General features: G+C 74.2%; 18 protein-coding genes. 8 read left to right on the plus strand and 10 right to left on the minus strand.

Annotated features, from left to right (window positions below; translation table 11 throughout):
* Positions 1-156 precede the first annotated feature (156 nt).
* Positions 157-630 carry a hypothetical protein gene (locus ACSNN9_RS17970; protein ID WP_358086964.1) on the plus strand — a complete coding sequence of 158 codons (474 nt, stop codon included), beginning with the start codon at positions 157-159 and terminating at the stop codon, positions 628-630.
* A gap of 12 nt (positions 631-642) precedes the next feature.
* Entirely contained in the window at positions 643-1,494 is an 852-nt protein-coding gene (locus ACSNN9_RS17975) for a class F sortase (RefSeq protein ID WP_436674508.1), read from the plus strand.
* 61 nt (positions 1,495-1,555) lie between these two features.
* Here the strand turns inward: ACSNN9_RS17975 and ACSNN9_RS17980 are convergent, their stop codons facing one another.
* Positions 1,556-2,089, minus strand: coding sequence for an HNH endonuclease (locus ACSNN9_RS17980; protein ID WP_091628780.1), 534 nt, complete (start codon positions 2,087-2,089; stop codon positions 1,556-1,558).
* 295 nt (positions 2,090-2,384) lie between these two features.
* On the opposite strand from ACSNN9_RS17980, the gene ACSNN9_RS17985 reads away from it, so the two are divergent.
* The 3 genes from ACSNN9_RS17985 to ACSNN9_RS17995 all read left to right on the plus strand — a co-directional run bounded on the left by ACSNN9_RS17985 (position 2,385) and on the right by ACSNN9_RS17995 (position 5,564).
* The gene (locus tag ACSNN9_RS17985; RefSeq protein WP_436674509.1) at positions 2,385-3,437 is read left to right on the plus strand and encodes a mechanosensitive ion channel family protein; all 1,053 of its coding nucleotides are present in this window, start codon (positions 2,385-2,387) and stop codon (positions 3,435-3,437) included.
* A 227-nt stretch (positions 3,438-3,664) separates the two neighbouring features.
* Positions 3,665-5,077 carry an MFS transporter gene (locus ACSNN9_RS17990; RefSeq protein WP_436674510.1) on the plus strand — a complete coding sequence of 471 codons (1,413 nt, stop codon included), beginning with the start codon at positions 3,665-3,667 and terminating at the stop codon, positions 5,075-5,077.
* Positions 5,078-5,135: 58 nt separating this feature from the next.
* Positions 5,136-5,564: a globin gene (locus tag ACSNN9_RS17995; RefSeq protein ID WP_436674512.1), complete on the plus strand. Its 429-nt coding sequence runs from the start codon at positions 5,136-5,138 to the stop codon at positions 5,562-5,564.
* Between the two features lie 110 nt (positions 5,565-5,674).
* Here the strand turns inward: ACSNN9_RS17995 and ACSNN9_RS18000 are convergent, their stop codons facing one another.
* The 4 genes from ACSNN9_RS18000 to ettA all read right to left on the minus strand — a co-directional run bounded on the left by ACSNN9_RS18000 (position 5,675) and on the right by ettA (position 9,258).
* Complete coding sequence (locus ACSNN9_RS18000) at positions 5,675-6,262, minus strand: YbjN domain-containing protein (RefSeq protein ID WP_357867252.1); 588 nt, start codon at positions 6,260-6,262, stop codon at positions 5,675-5,677.
* Between the two features lie 149 nt (positions 6,263-6,411).
* Complete coding sequence (locus ACSNN9_RS18005) at positions 6,412-7,137, minus strand: hypothetical protein (RefSeq protein WP_436674515.1); 726 nt, start codon at positions 7,135-7,137, stop codon at positions 6,412-6,414.
* Positions 7,134-7,580 (minus strand): acyl-CoA thioesterase, encoded by a 447-nt coding sequence (locus ACSNN9_RS18010; protein WP_366644192.1) that lies wholly within the window; start codon positions 7,578-7,580, stop codon positions 7,134-7,136. The genes ACSNN9_RS18005 and ACSNN9_RS18010 overlap by 4 nt, the downstream gene beginning before the upstream one ends.
* A 1-nt stretch (position 7,581) precedes the next feature.
* Positions 7,582-9,258, minus strand: a complete 1,677-nt coding sequence (ettA, locus tag ACSNN9_RS18015; RefSeq protein WP_357867258.1) for an energy-dependent translational throttle protein EttA — start codon at positions 9,256-9,258, stop codon at positions 7,582-7,584.
* Between the two features lie 331 nt (positions 9,259-9,589).
* Here ettA and ACSNN9_RS18020 point away from each other — a divergent pair, with 331 nt between their 5' ends.
* Positions 9,590-10,990 (plus strand): alpha,alpha-trehalose-phosphate synthase (UDP-forming), encoded by a 1,401-nt coding sequence (locus tag ACSNN9_RS18020; RefSeq protein ID WP_334607924.1) that lies wholly within the window; start codon positions 9,590-9,592, stop codon positions 10,988-10,990.
* A gap of 38 nt (positions 10,991-11,028) precedes the next feature.
* Entirely contained in the window at positions 11,029-13,590 is a 2,562-nt protein-coding gene (gene otsB / locus ACSNN9_RS18025; protein WP_436674530.1) for a trehalose-phosphatase, read from the plus strand.
* 140 nt (positions 13,591-13,730) lie between these two features.
* Here otsB and cobA read toward each other — a convergent pair whose 3' ends face one another.
* Genes cobA through cobC form a run of 3 tightly spaced genes read right to left on the minus strand, consistent with a single transcriptional unit; the run spans position 13,731 to position 17,273 of the window.
* Positions 13,731-15,014 (minus strand): uroporphyrinogen-III C-methyltransferase, encoded by a 1,284-nt coding sequence (gene cobA, locus ACSNN9_RS18030; RefSeq protein WP_436674516.1) that lies wholly within the window; start codon positions 15,012-15,014, stop codon positions 13,731-13,733.
* Positions 15,015-15,051: 37 nt separating this feature from the next.
* Positions 15,052-16,146 carry a nicotinate-nucleotide--dimethylbenzimidazole phosphoribosyltransferase gene (cobT, locus tag ACSNN9_RS18035; protein ID WP_436674532.1) on the minus strand — a complete coding sequence of 365 codons (1,095 nt, stop codon included), beginning with the start codon at positions 16,144-16,146 and terminating at the stop codon, positions 15,052-15,054.
* Positions 16,146-17,273, minus strand: coding sequence for an Rv2231c family pyridoxal phosphate-dependent protein CobC (gene cobC, locus ACSNN9_RS18040; RefSeq protein WP_436674518.1), 1,128 nt, complete (start codon positions 17,271-17,273; stop codon positions 16,146-16,148). Before cobC ends, cobT begins: the two co-directional genes overlap by 1 nt.
* A gap of 121 nt (positions 17,274-17,394) precedes the next feature.
* On the opposite strand from cobC, the gene ACSNN9_RS18045 reads away from it, so the two are divergent.
* Positions 17,395-19,527, plus strand: coding sequence for a transglycosylase domain-containing protein (locus ACSNN9_RS18045; RefSeq protein WP_436674519.1), 2,133 nt, complete (start codon positions 17,395-17,397; stop codon positions 19,525-19,527).
* Between the two features lie 45 nt (positions 19,528-19,572).
* On the opposite strand, the gene ACSNN9_RS18050 is transcribed toward ACSNN9_RS18045, so the two are convergent.
* Positions 19,573-20,142: a GNAT family N-acetyltransferase gene (locus ACSNN9_RS18050; RefSeq protein WP_357867275.1), complete on the minus strand. Its 570-nt coding sequence runs from the start codon at positions 20,140-20,142 to the stop codon at positions 19,573-19,575.
* The gene (locus tag ACSNN9_RS18055; RefSeq protein WP_436674521.1) at positions 20,139-21,530 is read right to left on the minus strand and encodes a cobyrinate a,c-diamide synthase; all 1,392 of its coding nucleotides are present in this window, start codon (positions 21,528-21,530) and stop codon (positions 20,139-20,141) included. Before ACSNN9_RS18055 ends, ACSNN9_RS18050 begins: the two co-directional genes overlap by 4 nt.
* Between the last annotated feature and the right edge of the window lie 7 nt (positions 21,531-21,537).

Consider the following 21,537-nt stretch of genomic DNA (forward strand, 5'->3'; position numbering starts at 1 on the left):
CCGCCGACCGGCCCCGCTGACCGCCCCCGGGTTTGCCCCCCGGCCAGCGGGAAAGCAGGCCCTGTTGCCCGGGGAGGATTCCGGTGTTCGTCACCGGAAGGGGGGATCATGCCGGTGCTCACAGCGTTCCAACGTGCCCTGACCCGCGCCCTGACCGTGTTGGGCCTGGTCGGGGCGTTCGTCCTGACGACCGTCGCACCCGCCTGGGCGGGTGAGGAGGCCTTCGTCGAGGTGGTGCCCAACAGCGCGCAGGCCGGCACCCGGGTCAGCATCCGGGCCGGTTGCGACAACGCCAACGACCGCCAGGCCGACGTGCACTCCGACGCCTTCGGGCGGGTGATGCTGCGGCCGGACGACGGCTTCCTGACCGGCCAGGTCACCATCCCGGGCAGCAAGGAGCCCGGCGACTACCCGGTGAACCTGCGCTGCGACAACGGCAGGACCGCGACCACCACGCTCACGGTGCTGAACATGGAGCAGCCCAGCAAGGGCCCGGCCACCGGGGGCGGCGGCACCGCCGGCGCCTCGGGCACCGGCTCGATGCTGATGGTCGGCGGGCTCGCGGTGGTGGCCCTGGCCGTGGGCTTCGGCTTCTTCGGCAACCGCCGCCGGACCGGGGCCGGTTCCTGACCCGCCGTCGCCATGGCCGGCTCCCGGAGGCGTACCAGGCGATCGGACCCGGACCCGATCCGGGCCACCGGCCGGCGGGCGCTGCGGGCGTCCGGCCGGGTGGCGGTCGCGGCGGCCCGGCGGCTGCGCCGGGTGGCCGGGGAGGCGGTGTCGGCGAGCGTCGCCACCACCGACCCGCAGGCCCGACCGCTGCCGGCCCGACCCCGCCACGGCTGGATCCCGGCCGGCCGCCGCCGGCTGGCCGCCGGCCGGGGGCCCGGCCTGCCGGTCCTCGTGATCGGTACGTTGATGGCGCTGATCATCACGTTGCTCGGCGTGGAGCGGATCGCCGGCGTGAGCGTGCTGCCGGACCGGTTCCTCGCGGGGCTGCGACCCGCCCCGAGGAAGTTCCCGGTGCTGCCCGCCAGCCGGCCCGTCGGCATCGCCATCGACCCGATCGACGTCCGGGCGCCCGTGCACGGCGTCGGCATCGCCCCGGACGGCAGCATCGCGGTGCCGGAGGCCGCCCGCGCCCACGAGGCCGGCTGGTACGACCGGGGCCCGACCCCGGGGCAGTACGGTCCCTCGGTGATCGTCGGGCACGTCGACACCGGCACCGGGCCGGCGGTCTTCCACAAGCTGCGGGACCTGCGCGACGGGGACCGGATCGAGGTCGCCCGGCAGGACCGCTCGGTGGCCGTCTTCGAGGTGGACTCCGTCGAGCGCTTCGACAAGGACCGGCTGCCGGTGGACGAGGTCTTCGGGGACTTCAGCCGTCCCCGGCTGCGCCTGATCACCTGTGGCGGGCGCTGGGTGGGCGGGGAGACCGGGTACGCCGACAACGTGGTGGTCTTCGCGTCCCTGGTGCGGGCGCGTACGACGTGACCGGCGGCCGGGTGCCCGGCCCCGGTGCGGCTCGCCGCGTTCCGCCGGGGGTGACCGGCGGTCAGGCCGCCTCGGGCTCGCGCAGGTCGAGCCAGTCGGCCCAGCGGGGGTCCGGCGCCCGGTGACCGAGCACCCGCCAGGCGGTGCCCTTCGGGGCCGCCGGCAGCGCGTGCAGGCGCCAGCCCAGCTCGGCCGGCGTCTTGTCGCCCTTCGTGTGGTTGCACCGGGCGCAGGCCGCGACGACGTTCTCCCAGGCGTGCCGGCCGCCCCGGCTGCGCGGAAAGACGTGGTCGATGGTCTCGGCGGGCCCCCGGCAGTAGGCGCAACGCCAGCCGTCCCGGGCGAAGATGGCCCGCCGGGAGAGCCCGACGTGGGTGCGGTAGGGCACCCGCACGAAGCGGGTGAGCCGGACGACCGACGGCACCGGCAGCGCGTCGCGGGCGCTGTGCAGGATGCCGTCGCCGTCGGCGACGCAGACCGCCTTGGCGGAAAGCACGAGGATGGCGGCACGACGCACCGACACGACGCACAGCGGCTCGTAGGTGGCATTGAGGACCAGCGCACCGGAGCCCACCGTGGGTCGTATGTCAGGCATCGCGTTCACCCTCCCGGTTCAGCGGCCCCTGCTCACCACCGCCGACCGGAAACGGGCACGGCGACCCACCACGGCCGACGCCGGCCGGATCACCGACGTCCGTGCGCCCATCGTCCCTGATCGGCCCCCGGATTGCACGTACTAATCCGGGGGTCCCTCCGGAAGCGATCCCCCCACGTGTCAGGATGACCGGTTCGCCCGCGCCCGGCGGCGCCGTCTCGCCAGGGGTGCCGGGCCGGTCACGACGCGGAGGGTCGACGGGATCCGGCCCCGCCGGGTGGGGTACGAAGACAGCGTGACCGCTGCCAGCCTGACGCCGCTCGCCCTGCCCGCCGTCGAGGCGCCGGACCCGGCTCCGTCGCCGACCTGCCTGGACGACGCCCTCTGCAAGAGCGTCTACGACATGACCGGCTCGGTCTGGTTCGCCGAGGGCAGCTACTGGATCCTGCTCAAGCCGCTGCGGGTCGTGCTGATCCTGCTGCTGGCGATCGCCGCCCGGTGGCTGGTGCACCGGACGATCCGCCGGCTGGTGCGCACCACCACCGACGCGGGCGTGCCGACCATGCTGCGTCCGCTGCGCGAGCGGATCCCCACCGCCACCGTCGAACCGGGCGAGTTCGTCCCGGAGCGACGCCGGCAGCGGGCCGAGGCCATCGGTTCGGTGCTGCGCAGCCTGAGCACCGCGTTCATCTTCGGCATCGCGCTGCTGATGATCCTCAAGGAGTTCAGCTTCGACCTGGCCCCGCTGCTGGCCAGCGCCGGCATCGCGGGCGTGGCCCTCGGCTTCGGCGCGCAGAGCCTGGTCAAGGACCTGATCGCCGGCCTGTTCATGCTGATCGAGGACCAGTACGGCGTGGGCGACACCGTGGACCTCGGCGAGGCGACCGGCGTGGTGGAGTCGGTCGGGCTGCGGGTCACCACCGTCCGCGACGGGCGGGGCGTGCTCTGGTACATCCGCAACGGCGAGATCGTCCGGGTGGGCAACAAGAGCCAGGGCTGGGCCCTGGTGGTGGTCGACCTGCCGATCGGCTTCGCCGGCACGGAGGAGGCCACGGCCGTGCTGCGGACCGCCGCCGCCTCGGTGGCGATCGACCCCGACCTGGCGCCGGAGATCGTCGAGGCCCCGGAGGTGCTGGGCGTCGAGCAGATGACGGTCGACGGCGCGGTCATCCGTACGGTGGTCAAGACGACCGCCGACGGGCAGTTCGCCGTCGGCCGGGAGCTGCGCCGCCGGCTCGCCGAGGCGCTGGAGAACTCCGGTATCACCGCGAAGATCGCCGCCGCCCGGTTCTACCCCGGCATGCCGGTCCGCACCCCCGGTGAGACCGGGCAGGGCGGCCCCACCTGAGGCGCCGGGACGCCGGGCGGCGGGGGTCGCGAGCCGGGTGGCCCCTCGGGTATCGTCCGTTCGTTCAGTCGGAGATGCGACGATCAACCCCTTCGCCCTAGCCAGTCGTCGGACGATCGGGCAAAATCCGGTGCACGCTCCCCGGAGCGTGATCACGTCCTCGCTGATCCGTAGATCTGACGACGGTTCCCGGGCCGTCCATCACGAGTGGCCCGCCCAGGGGAACGATGGAGGCGACGGTGCCTGACGAGCGACCATCCCCGGAAGGGCCCGCAACCTTCCGCGAGGTGTTCGCCAATCGCGAATACGGCGCCGTCTTCACGGCGAGCGCTCTCTCCTGGATCGGCGACTACATCGCCAAGGCCGCGGTCACCCTGCTGGTCTACGAGGAGACCCGGTCCGTCGCGCTCTCGGCCGCCGCCTTCGCGGTGAGCTACCTGCCCTGGCTGGTCGGCGGTCCCCTGCTCGCCACGCTCGCGGAGCGGCACCGCTACCGGCAGGTCATGGTGATCTGCGACCTCGTCCGGATGGTGCTGATGGTGTGCATCGCCATCCCCGGCATGCCCGTCCCGGTGATCCTGGCCCTGCTCTTCGCCACCACGCTGGCCAACCCACCGAGCCAGGCCGCCAAGTCGGCGCTGATCCCCCTGATCCTCACCGGGGACCGCCTGGTGGTCGGGCTGTCGATGATCAGCAGCGTCGGCCAGGCCGCCCAGGTCGTCGGCTACCTGGCGGGCGCGGCCATCGCCGCGTTCGACCCGACCGCCGCGCTCCTGGTGAACGCGGCGACCTTCGCCCTGTCGGCCGCGCTGGTCCGCTTCGGCGTGGCCGACCGGCCGACGGCGATGACCGCCGCGCACCGCAGCCACCTGCTGCGGGAGACCGCGCAGGGCTTCCAGATCGTGTTCGGCACCCCGGTGTTGCGGGCCATCGCCGTGCTGGTCTTCGCCGCCATGCTCTTCTCCGTGGTGCCGGAGGGCCTCGCCGCCGCCTGGGCGAGCGAGCACGCCGGCCGGCTGGACGCCGGGGCCGCCCAGGCCATCATCATGGCGGCGAACCCCGTCGGCTTCATCCTCGGCGGCCTGATCGTCAGCCGGGCGTTCGGGCCGGACCGCCGGCTGAGCCTGATGCGGCCGTTGGCGGTGCTCTCCCCGCTGGCCCTGGTGCCCGCCCTGTTCGACCCGCCGCCGCTGGTGGTGGCGCTGCTCGCCGCGGCCTGCGGGTTCGCCGTCGCGGGCATGCTGCCGGTGGCCAACGGGCTCTTCGTCCGGGCCCTGCCCGACGGCTTCCGGGCCCGCGCCTTCGGCGTGATGGCGACCGGCGTCCAGGTCATCCAGGGCATGGCCGTCCTGATCACCGGGTTGCTGGCCGAGCGGTACTCCATCCCGCTCGTGGTCGGGGTCTGGAGCGCCGTCGGGGTGCTGCTGATGACGCTCGCCGCCCTGCGCTGGCCGAGCCGGTCGACGATCGACGCGGCCGTGGCGGCGGCCCAGCGGGCGAGCGGGACGGCCCCCCGGCAGGCGGACGGGCCCGCCACCGCGGCGAGCGCGCAGGGGCGCTCCGGGGAGGAGCGGCCCGGCGGGCCGGCGGGCGGCTGGACGGTCGCCCCGGCGAGGCGGAACAGCAGCGGCACACGGTGACCCGACCCACAGCCGGCACCCCCCGGCCGCCCGGCGCGGCACCTGGCAGGATGGAACGGTGAATGCCGCAGGTGAGTCCGACCGGCCCGGTGCGTCGATGACCCTCTTCGAGGCGGTGGGCGGCGAGCCCACCTTCCGCAAGCTGGTGGACGAGTTCTACGCCGGGGTCGCCGCCGACCCGCTGCTGCGCCCCATGTACCCCGAGGAGGACCTGGGCCCGGCCGCGGACCGGCTGACCCTGTTCCTCATGCAGTACTGGGGCGGCCCCAACACGTACTCGGCGCAACGGGGGCACCCGCGGCTGCGGATGCGCCACGCGCCGTACCGGATCGGCGCCGCCGAGCGGGACGCGTGGCTGCTCCACATGCGCCGCGCCGTCGACCGTCTCGACCTGCCGCCGGAGATCGCCACCGCGCTGTGGGACTACCTGGAGCGGGCCGCCTACTTCATGGTCAACGCGATGGAGGACCCGGCGGGGCCGGCCTGACACCGACCGGCCTGACACCGAGCGGCCCCCGGGCGGTCCCGCGGACGCCGGCCGGGCGGCCCGGCCCGACGTCGTACGGGCACCTGGTGGCCCGGCGGGCGTCGGGCGGCTCAGAGCAGGGCGCCCTCGTCGTGCAGCCAGTCCACGAAGCTGGTGGCGACCGCCGCTCCACAGTCGAGCATCTCGACCAGCAGCGCGTCGTGCGCCCCGGCGCCGAACGGCACCTGCAACTCCGCGTAGATCGGCAACTGCCCGCGCTCGGTCGGGTCGCCGATGTAGGCCTTGCAGAAGCGGCGGGTGTGGTTCCACTCGTTGACCACCCGGTAGGCGCGGTCGGCCCAGTCCGGCGGCACCGTCGCGTGTGGACGGGCCCGCATCACCAGGATCTCGTCCTCCGGGCCCTCCAGGGTGACCAGCACGGCGTGCCGCTCCCACATGGCCAGCAGGTTGCCGTCGCCGTCGGCCAGGTAGCGCACGTCGAGCATGTCGAGTGCGTCGCAGACGCGGCGCAGGGTGACCGGCTCGACCGTGGCGGGCATGTCCGCTATCACGGCACGCTCCGTCGGTGGGCAGTCGTCTCCCGGCTGACGCGGGGTCGGTGGTCCGACCCGGACGGTGCTCTCCACTGTGATCCCGCTCTGCCTTTCCGGGTCGCCGCCGCCGTTGGCGGGACCGGGGCGCCATGACCACCACGGCATCGCTCGCGCACCTCACTCCCCAGCGGATCCAGTCGCCTACGGTGCGTTGGATCCGAGGATGGACGGTACCCGGACAGCCGGGTTGAGGCACCCCCCCAACGACAGCACCAGGACAGAAGAACGACCACGGGTCATCCGAACGGATGAATTCAGACGGGCCGCACGGCAAGATCGGTGGCCTTCTGCGACCAGATCGCTCCGTACGGTCCCACCAGACCGACCCATCGGCCGACCGTTCGCACCTGGACGTCGCCTCCGCCGCCCGCCTCGGCGGACCCCTCGGCCGCCCCGAGGAAGCCCATCCGGACCAACCCCTGGACCATCCGCTGGGTCACCTCGACCGGCTCGCCGGGCGGGTCGTCCGGGGTGACCACCACGGGCACGTGGTCGAGCAGCGCGTCCCGCAGCGCCCGCTGCCCGACCGCCCGCCCGCCGACGCCGTGGGCGCTGGCGTCTCGCAGGGCTCCCGCCGCCGCCGCCGCGATCCGCCGCAGCTCCGCGCCCGGCAGCGTCTCCACCCGGCGGCTCGCCGTGGGCGGCAGCGGCCACCGCCACCGCTCGTCCCGCCGCGTGGGCAGGGCCCCGCCGCCCACCGCGAGCTCGGCCAGCAGCTCGCCGGCCGAGACCGTGGCGTCGCCGGGGCCGTCGCCGGCCACCGGGCGGACGACCAGCACGCCCCACGGCAGGCGCCCCCAGAGGGCCGTACGGCCCGTCGCGCCGGTCGACCGCAGTCGGACCGGGGCGTCGCGGTCCAGCCGGACGAGGCGGGCCAGGAAGGCCCCCGCGTCGGCGGCGTCGGCGATCCCGTGCCCGGCGGCGGCCGGACCGCCGCCGCCGGTCCGCGCCCGGGCGGCCGGCCCGTCGGTCGCCGTCACGCCACCGGCCCCTGCGGCGCGTACGTGAGCAGGAACGTCCGCTCCTCCGGGGTGATCCGCCGGGGCCGCTGCCGGGTCAGGTCGAACGGCACCAGCACCGAACGGGCGCGGCTGGCCAACACGTCGCCGTCGAAGAGTTCGTAGGCGACGGTGAAGGACGCGCCCCGGATCTCCTCCACCCACAGCTCGATGCGCACGGTGGGGGCGGCCTCGGCGGTGGCCCGGCCGAGGGCGTACTCGACCGGGCGCAGGTAGTCGATCTCGTGCCGACTGATCACGACGCCGTCGGCGAACGAGCCCACTCCCCACGCCCGGCCGCCGGCGAACATCAACGCCACCCGCGCCTCCTCGTAGAGGGTGAGGAAGCGCGAGTTGTTGATGTGGCCGTACGCGTCCAGGTCGGACCACCGCAGGGTGCAGTGGTACACGAAACGGTCTGCCACGTCAGTCGCGGGTCAGCTTGCGGTAGGTCACCCGGTGCGGGCGGGCCGCCTCCGCGCCGAGCCGGTCGACCTTGTTCTTCTCGTACGCCTCGAAGTTGCCCTCGAACCAGAACCACTTGGCGGGGTTCTCGTCGTCGCCCTCCCAGGCCAGGATGTGCGTGGCGACCCGGTCGAGGAACATCCGGTCGTGGGAGATGACCACGGCGCAGCCGGGGAACTCCAGCAGCGCGTTCTCCAGGCTGGAGAGGGTCTCCACGTCCAGGTCGTTGGTCGGCTCGTCGAGCAGGATCACGTTGCCGCCGATCTTCAGCGTCAGCGCGAGGTTGAGCCGGTTGCGCTCGCCGCCGGAGAGCACCTTCGTCGGCTTCTGCTGGTCCGGCCCCTTGAACCCGAACGCGGCGATGTACGCCCGCGACGGCATCTCGACCTTGCCGACCATCAGGTGGTCGAGCCCGTCGGAGACGACCTCCCAGACCGTCTTGTCCCCGGCGAGGCCCTGCCGGTTCTGGTCGACGTACGACAGCGAGACGGTCTCGCCGACCCGGACGTCGCCGCTCGTCGGCTGCTCCAGCCCGACGATGGTCTTGAACAGGGTGGTCTTGCCGACGCCGTTGGGGCCGATGATGCCGACGATGCCGTTGCGCGGCAGCGAGAACGACAGGTTCTCGATGAGCACCCGGTCGCCGAAGCCCTTGGTCAGGTTGTGCGCCTCAATCACCGTGTTGCCCAGGCGCGGGCCCGGCGGGATCTGGATCTCCTCGAAGTCCAGCTTGCGGGTCTTCTCCGCCTCGGTGGCCATCTCCTCGTAGCGGTCGAGGCGGGCCTTGGACTTGGTCTGCCGCGCCTTGGCGTTGGAGCGGACCCACTCCAGCTCCTCGGTGAGGCGCTTCTTCATCTTGGCGTCGCGGCGGCCCTCGACGGCCAGCCGGGCGGCCTTCTTCTCCAGGTAGGTGGAGTAGTTGCCCTCGTAGCCGACGGCCCGGCCGCGGTCCAGCTCCAGGATCCAGCCGGCCACGTTGTCGAGGAAGTACCGGTCGTGGGTGATCGCCATGACGGTGCCCGCGTACTTGGCCAGGTGCTGCTCCAGCCAGGAGACGCTCTCCGCGTCCAGGTGGTTGGTGGGCTCGTCGAGCAGCAGCAGGTCGGGCGCCTCCAGCAGCAGCTTGCACAGCGCCACCCGGCGCCGCTCGCCCCCGGAGAGCTGGGTCACGTCGGCGTCCGGCGGCGGGCAGCGCAGCGCGTCCATCGCCAGTTCGAGCTTGGAGTCGATGTCCCACGCGTCGGCGTGGTCCAGCTCCTCCTGGAGCTTGCCCATCTCCTCCATCAGCTCGTCGGAGTAGTCGGTGGCCATCTGCTCGGCGATCTTGTTGAACCGCTCCAGCTTGGCCTTGGTCTCGGCGACCGCCTCCTCGACGTTGCCGAGCACGGTCTTGGCGTCGTTGAGCGGGGGCTCCTGGGCGAGCAGGCCGACGGTGTAGCCGGGCATCAGCCGGGCCTCGCCGTTGCTCGGCCGGTCCAGGCCTGCCATGATCTTGAGGAGGCTGGACTTACCGGCGCCGTTGGGGCCGACCACACCGATCTTGGCCCCCGGGAGGAAGCTCAGCGTCACGTTGTCGAGCACGACCTTGTCGCCGTGCGCCTTGCGCGCCTTTTCCAGGACGTAGATGTACTGGGCCACGGTGCGGGCTACCTCCGTAGGTTGCGACTGGGGTCGGCGGGCGCGGGCGCGGGCTGCGATTTCCGCCCGCCGCCGCCGGCCGGCGGCCGGCCGCACGCACGCCGTCGTCAATCCTGACAGGTTCGCGGCGCCGCCCCCACATCACCCCGCCTCCGACGCTCCGCCCGCGCCCTGCCACCCCTGCTTCCGAGCAGGGGTATCGACAAGATCACGCCAGGGGTTGGACCATCGTGGGAAGGGTAGGTGACTCCGGCACGGGGCCCCAGAAGCCGCAGCTACGCTCAGTACGCTCATTCGCGGTTGACCCGTCAGCACCCGGAGGTGGCCGAACGTGACCGTCCGCAGCTCCTTTGTCGTAGTGGCGAACCGGCTACCCGTCGACGAGGTGAGCACCCCCGAGGGACGGCAGTGGCGTCGCAGCCCCGGAGGGCTGGTGACCGCCCTGCACCCCGTCCTCGCCGAGCACCAGGGCACCTGGGTCGGCTGGGCCGGCGGCACCGGCGCCGCCCCCGAGCCCTTCGACCTGGAGGGCATCCGGCTGCACCCGGTGCCGTTGAGCGCGGAGGAGCTGGAGCGCTACTACGAGGGCCAGTCCAACGCCACGATCTGGCCGCTCTACCACGACGCGGTGGAGACGCCGGCCTACAAGCGCCGCTGGCGCGAGGCGTACCGCCTGGTCAACGCCCGCTTCGCGGAGGCCGCGGCGGAGGTCGCGGCCGAGGGGGCGACGGTCTGGGTGCAGGACTACCAGCTCCAGCTCGTCCCGGCGATGCTCCGCGAGCTGCGGCCCGACCTGCGGATCGGCTTCTTCCTGCACATCCCGTTCCCGCCGATCGAGCTGTTCATGCAGATGCCGTTCCGCACCGAGATCCTGCGCGGCCTGCTCGGCGCCGACCTGGTCGGGTTCCAGCAGCGCCTCGCCGCGCAGAACTTCGTCCGGCTGGCCCGACACCTGCTCGGGCTGCGCTACGAGGGGCAGATGATCCAGGTCGACGGCCGCCAGGTGAAGGCCGGCGCGTTCCCGATCTCCATCGACACGAAGGAGATGGAGCGGCTGGCCGCCGACCCGGGCATCCAGGCCCGGGCGAAGGAGATCCGCGAGGAGCTGGGCAACCCGAAGACGATCATCCTGGGCGTCGACCGGCTGGACTACACCAAGGGCATCGAGTTGCGGCTGAAGGCCTTCCGCGAGCTGCTGGCTGACGGAAAGTTGACAGTTCCCGACGCGGTCATGGTGCAGGTCGCCACGCCCAGCCGCGAGCGCGTGGAGCACTACCAGGCACTACGCGTGAAGGTGGAGCGCGAGGTCGGTCGCATTAACGGCGAGTTCGGCAGGGTCGGCGTGCCGGCGGTGCATTACCTGCATCAGTCGTACAGTCGCACTGAGCTCGCCGCGATGTACGCCGCCGCGGACGTGATGATGGTGACCCCGCTGCGAGACGGAATGAACCTGGTAGCCAAGGAGTACGTCGCATCGCGCGCCGACCAGGGCGGTGCACTCGTGCTCAGCGAGTTCGCCGGCGCCGCCACCGAGCTGCGCCAGGCGTTCCTGTGTAACCCGCACGACCCTGACGCGGTCAAGGATGCCCTGCTCAGGGCCGTGCACGTCGAGAAGCCGGAGGCACGCCGCAGAATGCGGACAATGCAACGCCATCTACGCACCCACGATGTGGGGCACTGGGCGAAGTCCTTCCTCACCGAGCTCGGTGTGCCTCAAGCGGAGGTCGCGTGAACGCCGCCAGCGAGATCATCACCCCGGCGGCCGGCACGATGGACCCGGAACTACGCGCCGCCATCGGCCGCATCGCCCGGGTGCCCCAGCTTCTGATCGCCTGCGACTACGACGGCACCCTGGCGCCGATCGTGGAGGACCCGAGCAAGGCCGTGCCGCTGCCGGAGTCGGTGGCGGCCGTCCGGGCGCTGGCCGCCCTGCCCCAGACCACCGTGGCGGTGGTCTCCGGGCGGGCCCTGCGCGACCTGGCCGCCCTCTCCCGGCTGCCCAGCGAGGTCCACCTGGTCGGCAGCCACGGCTCCGAGTTCGACATCGGCTTCGTCGAGCGGCTCTCGCCCGAGCTGATCGCGGTCCGGACGCGGCTGCGCGACGCCCTGCGGGAGATCGCCGCGGCCCACCCGGGCATCCGGCTGGAGCGCAAGCCGGCCAGCGTCGCGGTGCACACCCGCGGGGTGGCCCCCGAGGTCGCGGCGGCCGCCATCGACGCGGTCCGCAGCGGCCCCGCGACCTGGGACGACGTCACGGTCACCCAGGGCAAGGAGGTCATCGAGCTGTCGGTGGTCGCCACCCACAAGGGCACGGCCGTCGACCAGCTGCGCACCCAGCTCTCCGCCAGCGCGGTGCTCTTCATCGGTGACGACGTCACCGATGAGAACGCCTTCGGCAACCTGCACGGGCCGGACGTCGGCATCAAGATCGGCCCCGGTGACACCAGGGCCGGCTACCGGGTCGCCGAGCCGATCGAGGCCGCCCGCGCCCTCGGCCTGCTGCTGGAGACCCGCCGGCACTGGCTCTTCGGCGAGCGGGCGGTGCCCATCGAGCGGCACTCGATGCTGGCCAACGGGCGGACGGTGGCCCTGCTCACCCCCGAGGCCAAGGTCACCTGGCTCTGCCACCCCAAGCCGGACTCGGCGGCGATCTTCGCCGACCTGGTCGGCGGCAGCCCGGCCGGGCACTTCAGCGTCGCGCCGGAGCGCGGGGGCATCCCGCTCGGCCAGCGCTACCGCTCGGGCACGATGACGGTCGAGACCCGGTGGTCGGGCCTGACCGTCACCGACTGGCTGGACAAGCCGGCCAAGGAGACCACGCCCGACGGCCCGGCCGTCGTGACCGGCGACTCGACCCTGGTCCGGGTGCTGACCGGCTCGGGCCGGGCCCGGCTGGAGTTCGCGCCCCGGCCGGAGTTCGGCCAGGTCGCGGTGCAGTTGCAGCCGGTCGGCGACGGCCTGCTGGTGCTCGGCTCCAACGAGCCGGTCGCGCTCTACTCCCCCGGGGTCGAGTGGCAGGTCTCCAACGACGGCGGCTACGAGACGGCCAAGGCGGTCGTCGACCTCTCCGCCGCCGGCGGGCAGGTCGTGCTGGAGCTGCGCTTCGGCACGCACAGCCTGGAACACCACCGGCTGCCGGTCCACGAGCGGCAGGCCCTGGCCGAGCAGCCGTGGAAGGACTGGGTCGCCACCCTGCGGCTGCCGAGCACCGCCCGGGACCTGGTGGTCCGCAGCGCCCTGACCCTGCGCGGGCTCTGCCACGAGGCCACCGGCTCGATCCTGGCCGCCGCGACCACCTCGCTGCCGGAGGAGCTGGGCGGCGTCCGCAACTGGGACTACCGCTACTGCTGGCTGCGGGACGCGGCGATGACCGCGCGCTCCCTGGTCGACCTGGGCTCGATCGAGGAGGCCGAGGCGCTGCTGCGCTGGGTCGACGGGTGCATCGAGCGCACCGGCGGGCACCCGGAGCGGCTGCACCCGCTCTACACGGTGGACGGCTACGAGCTGGGCGCCGAGGCGGTCATCGACACCCTGCCCGGTTACGCCGGCTCCCGGCCGGTCCGGGTCGGCAACCTCGCCAACCACCAGCTCCAGCTCGACGTCTTCGGTCCGATCGCGGACCTGATCGCGGCCGTGGCCGACGCGCGCGGCTCCGTCCGCGAGGACGAGTGGCGGGTGCTCGACAACATGGTCGAGGCGGTCCGCCGCCGCTGGCACGAGCCCGACCACGGCATCTGGGAGGCCCGCCTCCCCCCGCGGCACCACATCTTCTCGAAGGTGATGTGCTGGATGACCGTCGACCGGGCGCTGCACGTGATGCGCCAGCACGGCGGCGAGGACCGGCCGGAGTGGGTGGAGCTGCGCGACCGGATCGGCGCCAACGTGCTGGAGTACGGCTGGCACGAAACCGTCGAGGCCTACAGCGTGGCGTACGGGGACGAGGACATGGACGCCTCGTCGCTGTGGATCGGGCTGTCCGGCCTGCTCCCCGGCGACGACCCGCGCTTCCTCTCCACCGTCCTGCGGATCGAGGCGGACCTGCGCAGCGGGCCGGTCGTCTACCGCTACCACTGGGACGACGGCCTGCCCGGGCGCGAGGGCGGCTTCCACATCTGCACGGCGTGGCTCATCGAGGCGTACCTGCGCACCGGGCGGCGTACCGACGCCGAGGAGCTGTTCTCGCAGATGGTGGACACCGCCGGCCCGACGGGCCTGCTGCCCGAGCAGTACGACCCGCTGGCCGAGCGCGGGCTGGGCAACCACCCGCAGGCATACAGCCACCTCGGCCTGATCCGCTGCGCCCTGTTGCTGGACAACATGCTCAAGCAGTGACCTGACCAGCGACGACGGCGGCCGGAGAAGTACTCCTCCGGCCGCCGTCGTTCATTCCGTCAAACTCTGACCGGTCGCACCCGAGCCGCCTCACGGGCAACGCCCACCGGGGATTTCCGGGCAGCCCGCTCGCGCAGGGATCAAGCCTGACCGCCCGGAGCGAGCGGGCTGCCCGGAAATCCGTCAGGTCCAGCCCCGGCGAGGGCGTCGACCACGTCCCCCAGCACCACCACCGCGGGCGGGCGCAGCCCCGCGGCGACCACGTCGGCGGCCACCGCGCCGAGCGTGGAGCGGAGCACCCGCTGCGCCCCGGTCGTCGCCTCCTGCACCACGGCGGCCGGCGTCTGCGCCGGCTTGCCGTGCGCGAGCAGCGTCGCGGTGATCGCCGCGAGGTTCTTCAGCCCCATCAGCACGACCAGCGTGCCGCGCAGCCCGGCCAGCGCGTCCCAGCGGACCAGGGAGGCCGGCGAGTCGGGCGCGACGTGCCCGGAGACCACGGTGAACTCGTGGGCCACCCCCCGATGGGTGACCGGGATGCCCGCCACGGCCGGGGCCGCGATCGAGCTGGTCACGCCGGGCACCACGGTCACCGGCACGCCGGCCGCCGCGCAGGCCAGCAGCTCCTCGCCGCCACGGCCGAAGACGTACGGGTCGCCGCCCTTGAGCCGGACCACGACCTTCCCGGCCAGGGCCCGGTCCACCAGGATCCGGTTGATCTCCTCCTGCGCGCGGGACGGCCCGTACGGGATCTTGGAGGCGTCCACGAGTTCGACGTCGGCGCGCAGCTCGTCGAGGAGCAGCCCCGGGACGAGCCGGTCGGCGACCACCACGTCCGCCTCGGTGAGCAGCCGCCAGCCCCGGACGGTGATCAGCTCCGGGTCCCCGGGGCCCGCGCCGACCAGCGCGACCCGCCCCGCCCGGGTGCGGGGGAGGGTTCCCTCCTGCGCCGCGGGCGTCGACAGGGGGCCCGTCCGCACGTCCAGGAGGTCCCGGACGGCGTCGCGGACGGCCATCGCCCGGCGCGGGTCGCCCCCGCCGAGCACCGCCACGGTCACCGGCCCGTGCCGGGTCACCGCCGGGGTCCAGGCGGTGGCGGCGGCGCGGTCGTCGGCGCGTACGCAGAAGATGCGGCGCTCCGCGGCGGCGGCGCTGACCGACGCGGCGGCGAGCGGGTCGTCGACGGCGACCTGGACCAGCCACGCGCCGTCCAGGTCGTCGGGGGCGAAGCGGCGCGGCGCCCAGTGCAGCCGCCCGGCGTCGACGTGCGCGCGCAGCGCCGGGGTCAGCTCCGGCGCGACGAGGAGGACGTGTGCGCCGGCGTCGAGCAGGGCCGGCACCCGCCGGGTGGCCACCGCTCCCCCGCCGACCACGACCACCCGTCGGCCGGCGAGCCGCAGGCCGAGCGGGTACGGGTTGCCGCTCACGTCGTCGCCTCGCCTCGGGAGCCGATGGTGGGCCCGTTCACTTCTCGGCCACCCCCGCCGAGTCGAACGTGGCGACCTCGTGCAGCACCCGCACCGCGCCGGTGACCACCGGCAGCGCGAGCAGCGCGCCGGTGCCCTCGCCCAGGCGCAGCCCGAGGTCGATCAGCGGCTCCAGCCCCAGCCGGCGCAGCGCGACCGTGGCCCCCGGCTCGGCGGAGCGGTGCCCGGCCACCATGGCGGCCACGGCGTGCGGGGCGAGGGCCGCCGCGGCGAGCGCCGCGGCCACCGCGATCACCCCGTCCAGCAGCACCGGCGTCCGGCGGGCGGCGGCGCCCAGGATCAGCCCGGCCAGCGCGGCGTGCTCCAGTCCGCCGACGGCGGCCAGCACGCCCAGCGGGTCGGCCGGGTCGGGGGCGTGCCGGCGCAGCGCGGCCCGCACGACGTCGACCTTGCGGGCGTACGTCGGGTCGTCGACCCCGGTGCCCCGGCCGGTCGTCTCCGCCGGGTCGATGCCCGCGAACGCGGCGATCAGGGCGGCGGCCGGCGTGGTGTTGCCGATGCCCATGTCCCCGGTGAGCAAAATGCCCGCGCCGGCGTCGATCAGCTCGTCGGCCACCCGGATGCCGGTCTCGACGGCCGCGCGGGCCTCGTCGCGGGTCAGCGCGGCGGTCACCGCCAGGTCCCGGGTGCCGGGGCGGACGTTCGCCGCGACCAGCCGGGGCGCGCCGCGGGTCGGCGGGGCGCCGGCGCCCTCCTCGCCCGGCGCGGCGACCGGGATCGGGGTGGCCACGCCGACGTCGACCACGGTGACCGAGGCGCCGGCCTGCCGGGCGAACGCGTTGACCACCGCGCCGCCGGCCAGGAAGTTGCCGATCATCTGTGCGGTGACCTCCTGCGGCCAGGGCGTCACCCCCTGGGCGTGCACGCCGTGGTCACCGGCGAAGATGGCGACGGCGGCCGGCTCGGGCAGCGGCGGCGGGCAGTGCCCGGCCAGGCCGGCGAGGCGTACGGAGAGCTCCTCCAGGGCGCCGAGCGAGCCGGCGGGTTTGGTGAGCCGCCCCTGCAACTCGCGGGCGGCGACCATCGCCGGCTCGTCCGGCGGCCGGATCGCCGCGATCGTGGTCTCCAGCATCATGCCTCCAGGATCTGCGCCAGTACCTCGGCGAACGCGTCGGTGGTGGCCGGGTCGCGTACGGCGATCCGCAGCCAGTCCGGGCCGAGGCCGGGGAACGTGTCGCCCCGGCGCACCGCCCAGCCGCGCCGCCGCAGGGCGAGCCGCACGTCGGCGGCATTGGGGACGTGCACCAGCACGAACGCGCTGGCGGGGCGGCCGGCGACGCGTACGCCGGGCAGGGCCGACAGGCGGGCGACCAGGTGGTCGCGGTCGGCCGCGAGCCGGGCGGCGATGGCGCGCTCGGCCTCGACCGCGACGGGCGTGGCGCAGGCCGACGCGGCGGCCAGGGCCGGGGTGGAGACGGCCCAGAGCGGCTGGGCGGCGGCCAGCCGCTCCAGCAGCGGGGCCTCGCCGAGCAGGTAGCCGATCCGCAGGCCCGCCAGCCCCCAGGTCTTGGTGAGGCTGCGGACCACCAGCAGGCCCGGCAGGTCCCGCCGGGCGGCCAGCGACTCCGGCTCGCCGGCCACGCCGGGGGCGACGGTGGTGTCGGCGAACGCCTCGTCGACCACCAGCACCCGACCGGGCCGGGCGAGGGCGGCCAGGTCGCCGGCGGGGTGCAGCACCGAGGTCGGGTTGGTCGGGTTGCCGATCATCACGAGGTCGGCGTCGGCGGGCACCCTGGCCGGGTCGAGGCGGAAGTCGTCGTCCGCGTCGAGCAGCACCCGCTCCACCTGGTGCCCGGCGGCGCGCAACGCCGCCTCGGGCTCGGTGAACTGGGGGTGCACCACCACCGGCCGGCGCACGCCGCGCAGCGCCCGGGCGAGCAGCACGAAGCCCTCGGCCGCGCCGGCGGTCAGCAGCACCTCGGCCGGCGGGCGGGCGTGCCGGGCCGCGACCGCGGCCCGCGCCGGCCCCGGGTCGGGGTACGCGGCGAGGTCGCCGAGCGCGGCGGTGATCGGGTCGGCAAGCCAGTCGGGCATGGCGTCGCGCCGCACGTTGACGGCGAGGTCGACCAGCCCCGGCCCCACCTCGGCGTCGCCGTGGTGGGTGAGGTCGGGTTCGCCCCCGGTGTGGTCGGGTTCGCCCCCGGTGTGGTCGGATTCGGGCCCGGTTCCGGGGAGGGTCTCGGTCGGCTGACCACGCATGTCCGCGATCCTGCCGGGAAGGTGGCGCGCGGGACAGCGGATCCCGGCGTGGGCCGCGTCACCACACGGGCGTTCATGAATATTTCTCAAGTGTGAATCGGAAATGTCATAACTTGAGCTGGTGAGCAATCGACCCCTTGCTGCCGCTGGTCGTCTCGTTCCCCTCTTCCGCGCCGGACTGATCGCCGGCATCGTCGTCGCCGCCGTGGCGTACCCGGTGGCCGCCGCCACCGGCCTCGGCGCCAAGGTCACGGCGCACGCCATGGAACACAAGACCAAGATCCTCACCACCGCGCTGCCGGCCGAGACGTCGTACGTCTACGCGCCGGACGGCAGGACGGTGCTGACGATGTTCTACGAGGAGTACCGGCAGTACACGAAGCTGGCCGACATCTCGCCGAACATGCAGCAGGCGATCGTCGCCGCCGAGGACAACCGCTTCCACCAGCACCGGGGCGTCGACCCGAAGGGCGTCGCCCGCGCCTTCGTGGCGAACGCCCGCTCCAGCGGCGTCTCTCAGGGCGCCTCCACCCTCACCATGCAGTACGTGCGGATGGCGCTGCGCGACAGCGCGAAGACGCCGAAGGAGGTGCAGGAGGCCACCCAGCAGACCAGCCTGCGCAAGGTCCGCGAGATGCGGATGGCGATGGACCTGGAGAAGGAGCTGAGCAAGGAGCAGATCCTGGAGCGCTACCTCAACTCCGCGTACTTCGGGCACCGCGCGTACGGCATCTACGCGGCCAGCGAGATCTTCTTCTCCAAGGCCCCCAAGGACCTCAACCCCGTCGAGGCGGCCACCCTCGCCGGCCTGGTCAAGTCCCCGTCCGAGTACGACCCGGCCAGCTCCGACCAGAAGGACGCCACCGGCCGGCGCAACTACGTGCTCGACCGGATGGCCCAGCTCGGCTACCTCTCGCCGGACGCCGTCGCGCAGGCGAAGACCGAGCCGATCCGGCTGAAGCTGACCTACCCGCCGAACGACTGCGCCGCCGTGCCCGAGAAGTGGAACAGCTGGGGCTTCGCCTGCGACTACCTGAAGAACTGGTGGAGCGCGCAGCCCGCGTTCGGCGAGAACCGGCTGGAGCGGATGGACAAGCTGCGCCGGGGCGGCTACCGGATCGTGCTCAGCATGGACCCGAAGATCCAGGAGGCGGCCGAGAAGAACGTCGGCGCCAAGGAGAACACCGGCAGCCCGTTCGCCAACGGCATCGTGGTCTCCGAGCCCGGCACCGGACGGGTCAAGGCGATGGCGGTGAACCGGACGTACTCGCTGGACCTGAGCCAGAACGGGCAGAGCTCCAACCCCGAGGCCGGGCCGAAGGTCAAGGCGAACTACCCGAACACCGTGGCGCCCCTGCTGGGCGGCGGCGACCTGCCGGGCTACCAGGCCGGCTCGACGTTCAAGATGTTCCCGATGCTGGCCGCGCTGAACGCGGGCATGCCGCTGTCCACCTCGTTCAACGCCCCGCACCGGTACCGCTCCGAGGTCTACGACGGCTGGGCGCCGTCCAACGCCAGCGGCGCGATGAGCGGCAACCAGACCATGTGGTCCGGCTTCGGCAAGTCGGTCAACACGTACTTCGTGTGGCTGGAGGAGCAGGTCGGCGCGGACAAGGCGGTCCACCTCGCCGAGCAGCTCGGGCTGCGCTGGCGCACGGACGTCGACAAGGAACAGGCGTCCCCGGCCAAGGTCAAGAAGTGGGGCGCGTTCACGCTGGGCGTCTCCGACGCCACGCCCCTGGAGATGGCCAACGCGTACGCCGCGATCGCCGCGGACGGCCGCTACTGCGAGGCGATCCCGGTGCAGGCGATCTACAACCGTGACGGCACGCCGACCACCTGGAAGACGGCCTCCGGGATCGAACGCGAGGTCGCCAAGCCCCGCTGCCGGCAGGTGGTGAACGCCGACGCCGCCCGCGCCGCCACCGACGCCGCCCGCTGCCCGACCGGCGACACCCCGGCGCGCGGGAGCTGCGGCGGCTGGTCGACCGCGGACAGCGTGCGGGGCACCGTGGGCCGCCCGGTGGCGGGCAAGACGGGCACCACCGACAGCACCCGGTCGGCCTGGTTCGTCGGCTACACCCCGGAGCTGGCGGCGGCGAGCTTCATCTCCGACCCGGACAACCCGTTCAACGCGGTCGGCGACGGCCAGTCGCAGATCCCGATCAAGGCGGTGGCGCAGACCCTCCGCGACGGCCTCAAGGGCCAGCCCACCCGCCAGTTCACCCCGCCCTCGGACCGCATGGTCGGCTGACCGGTTCCGCGCACGGGCCGGGCGGGTCGGCGCGGGCCGGGCGGCTCAGCGGAGGTCGGCGGAGACGAGGGACCAGACCTCCAGGTCGACCCGGCCGCCGCGGACGAAGCCCGCGTTGCGCAGCAGGCCCTCGTAGCTGAACCCGGCCTTCTCCGCGACCCGGCGGGAGGCCAGGTTGCCGGGGGCGACCCGCAGCTCGACGCGCTGGAAGCCGTGTTCGAGGATCAGCGCGATGGCGAGCGCGTCGACCGCCTCGGCCGCCAGGCCGAAGCCCCGCGCGTGCGCCGCCATCGCGTAGGAGACCTCGGTGCACCGGGCGCCCCAGTCGGTGCGGCGGGTCCACAGGCAGCCCACCACCCGGTCGTCCTCCCGGCGTACCACCGCGTAGTGGTCGCCGTCGCCGCTGTCGCGCCGCTGCCGCGCCAGGTCGGTGCACCAGGCCAGCCCGTCGATCCGGCCGGAGGTGTCGGCCAGCGGCAGCCACCGCTGGGTCTGCCGGTCGGCGAACACCTCGTCGGCCGCCGCCGCGTCGGCTCCGGTCAGCGCACGTACCTCGGTGCGGGGCGTGGAGACCGTCAGCGCCGGGAAGCGGCGGACCGCCACCTGGCCGATCACGCGGGCACCCCGTGGGGCCGGGCGGTCGCGGGGTCGGCCGCCGCCCGCGCCGCCGCGTCGACCAACCGGGCCGCCAGCTGCGGGTACGCCGCCCAGTGCAGGGTGAGCTGCGAGGCGTGCACGCCCCGCCAGACGAAGCCCTCGGGCGCCCCGCCGTCCCAACTCCACGCCGGCCGCGCCCCGGCGCGCGGGGTGAGCACGCTGCTGTGCTCCTTGTGCCCCGCCACCACCGTGCCCGCCGGCCCCACGAGGCTGTCGGTCAGCGCGGTCGCCTCCCGGTAGCCCACCACCAGGCCGTCGCGGCGGGTCCCCACCGCGTCGAGCACGCCGCACATGGGCAGCCCGTCCAGTTCCCGGGCCAGCCAGAGCAGGCCGGCGCCCTCGGCGACGACGGGCCGCCCGGTGCGGGCCAGCTCGGCGACCGCGATGCAGAGCCGGCGGTTGGCGGAGAGCTGCCCGGCGTACGACTCGGGCAGCCCGCCGCCGACGACCAGCGCGCCGGTGCCGGCGGGCAGCGCCTCGTCGTGCAGCGGGTCGACCGTCACCACCTCGGCGCCGGCCGCGCGGAGCAGCTCGGCGGTCTCGGCGTGGCTGTAGCTGCCGCCCGGCGCCCCGGCGACCGCGACGACCGGGCGCGAACCGGCGGTCTCCCGCCCCACCTCCGGCGCCCAGGGCGGCGCGGGCAGCGGCGGGGCGGAGCGGGCCAGGCCCAGCAACCGGTCCAGCTCGACGGTGGCGGCGACCGCCTCGCCGAGGCGGCGGACCGCGCGGGTGGCCTCCTCGGTGCGGGCGAGCGCGGGCACCGCCCCGTACCGGCGCGCGGGCAGCACGGACGGCAGGTCCTGGCGGCGCAGCGCGCCGTAGACCGGCACCCCGATGTCGTCGAGCGCCTCGCGCAGCAGCTCCTCGTGCCGGGCGGACGCCACCCGGTTGAGGATCACCCCGCCGAGCCAGAGCTGCTCGTCGTACGACCGGAAGCCGTGCACCAGGGCGGCCACCGACTGCCCCGTCGCGGCGACGTCGACCACCAGCACGACCGGGCTGCGCAGCGCGGTGGCCACGGCGGCCGTCGACTCGCTCTCCGGGCGGCCGGCGAGGCTGTCGTACAGCCCCATGCTGCCCTGCACCACCGCGAGCCCGGCGCCGGCCGCGCCGTGGCCGACGAGCGGGGCGATCCGGTCGGCGCCGACCAGCCGGGGATCGAGGGTCCGACCGGGGCGGCCGGCGGCCAGCCCCAGGTACGCGGCGTCGACGTGGTCGGGGCCGACCTTGAACCCGGCGACGTCCAGGCCCCGGTCGGCGAACGCGGCGAGCAGCCCGATCGACAGCGCATTCTTGCCGTGGCCGGAGGACGGCGCGCTGAGCACCAGGCGCGGCACGACGGTCATCATCGAC

The organism is Micromonospora sp. URMC 107, assembly GCF_051386315.1.
Lineage (GTDB): Bacteria > Actinomycetota > Actinomycetes > Mycobacteriales > Micromonosporaceae > Micromonospora.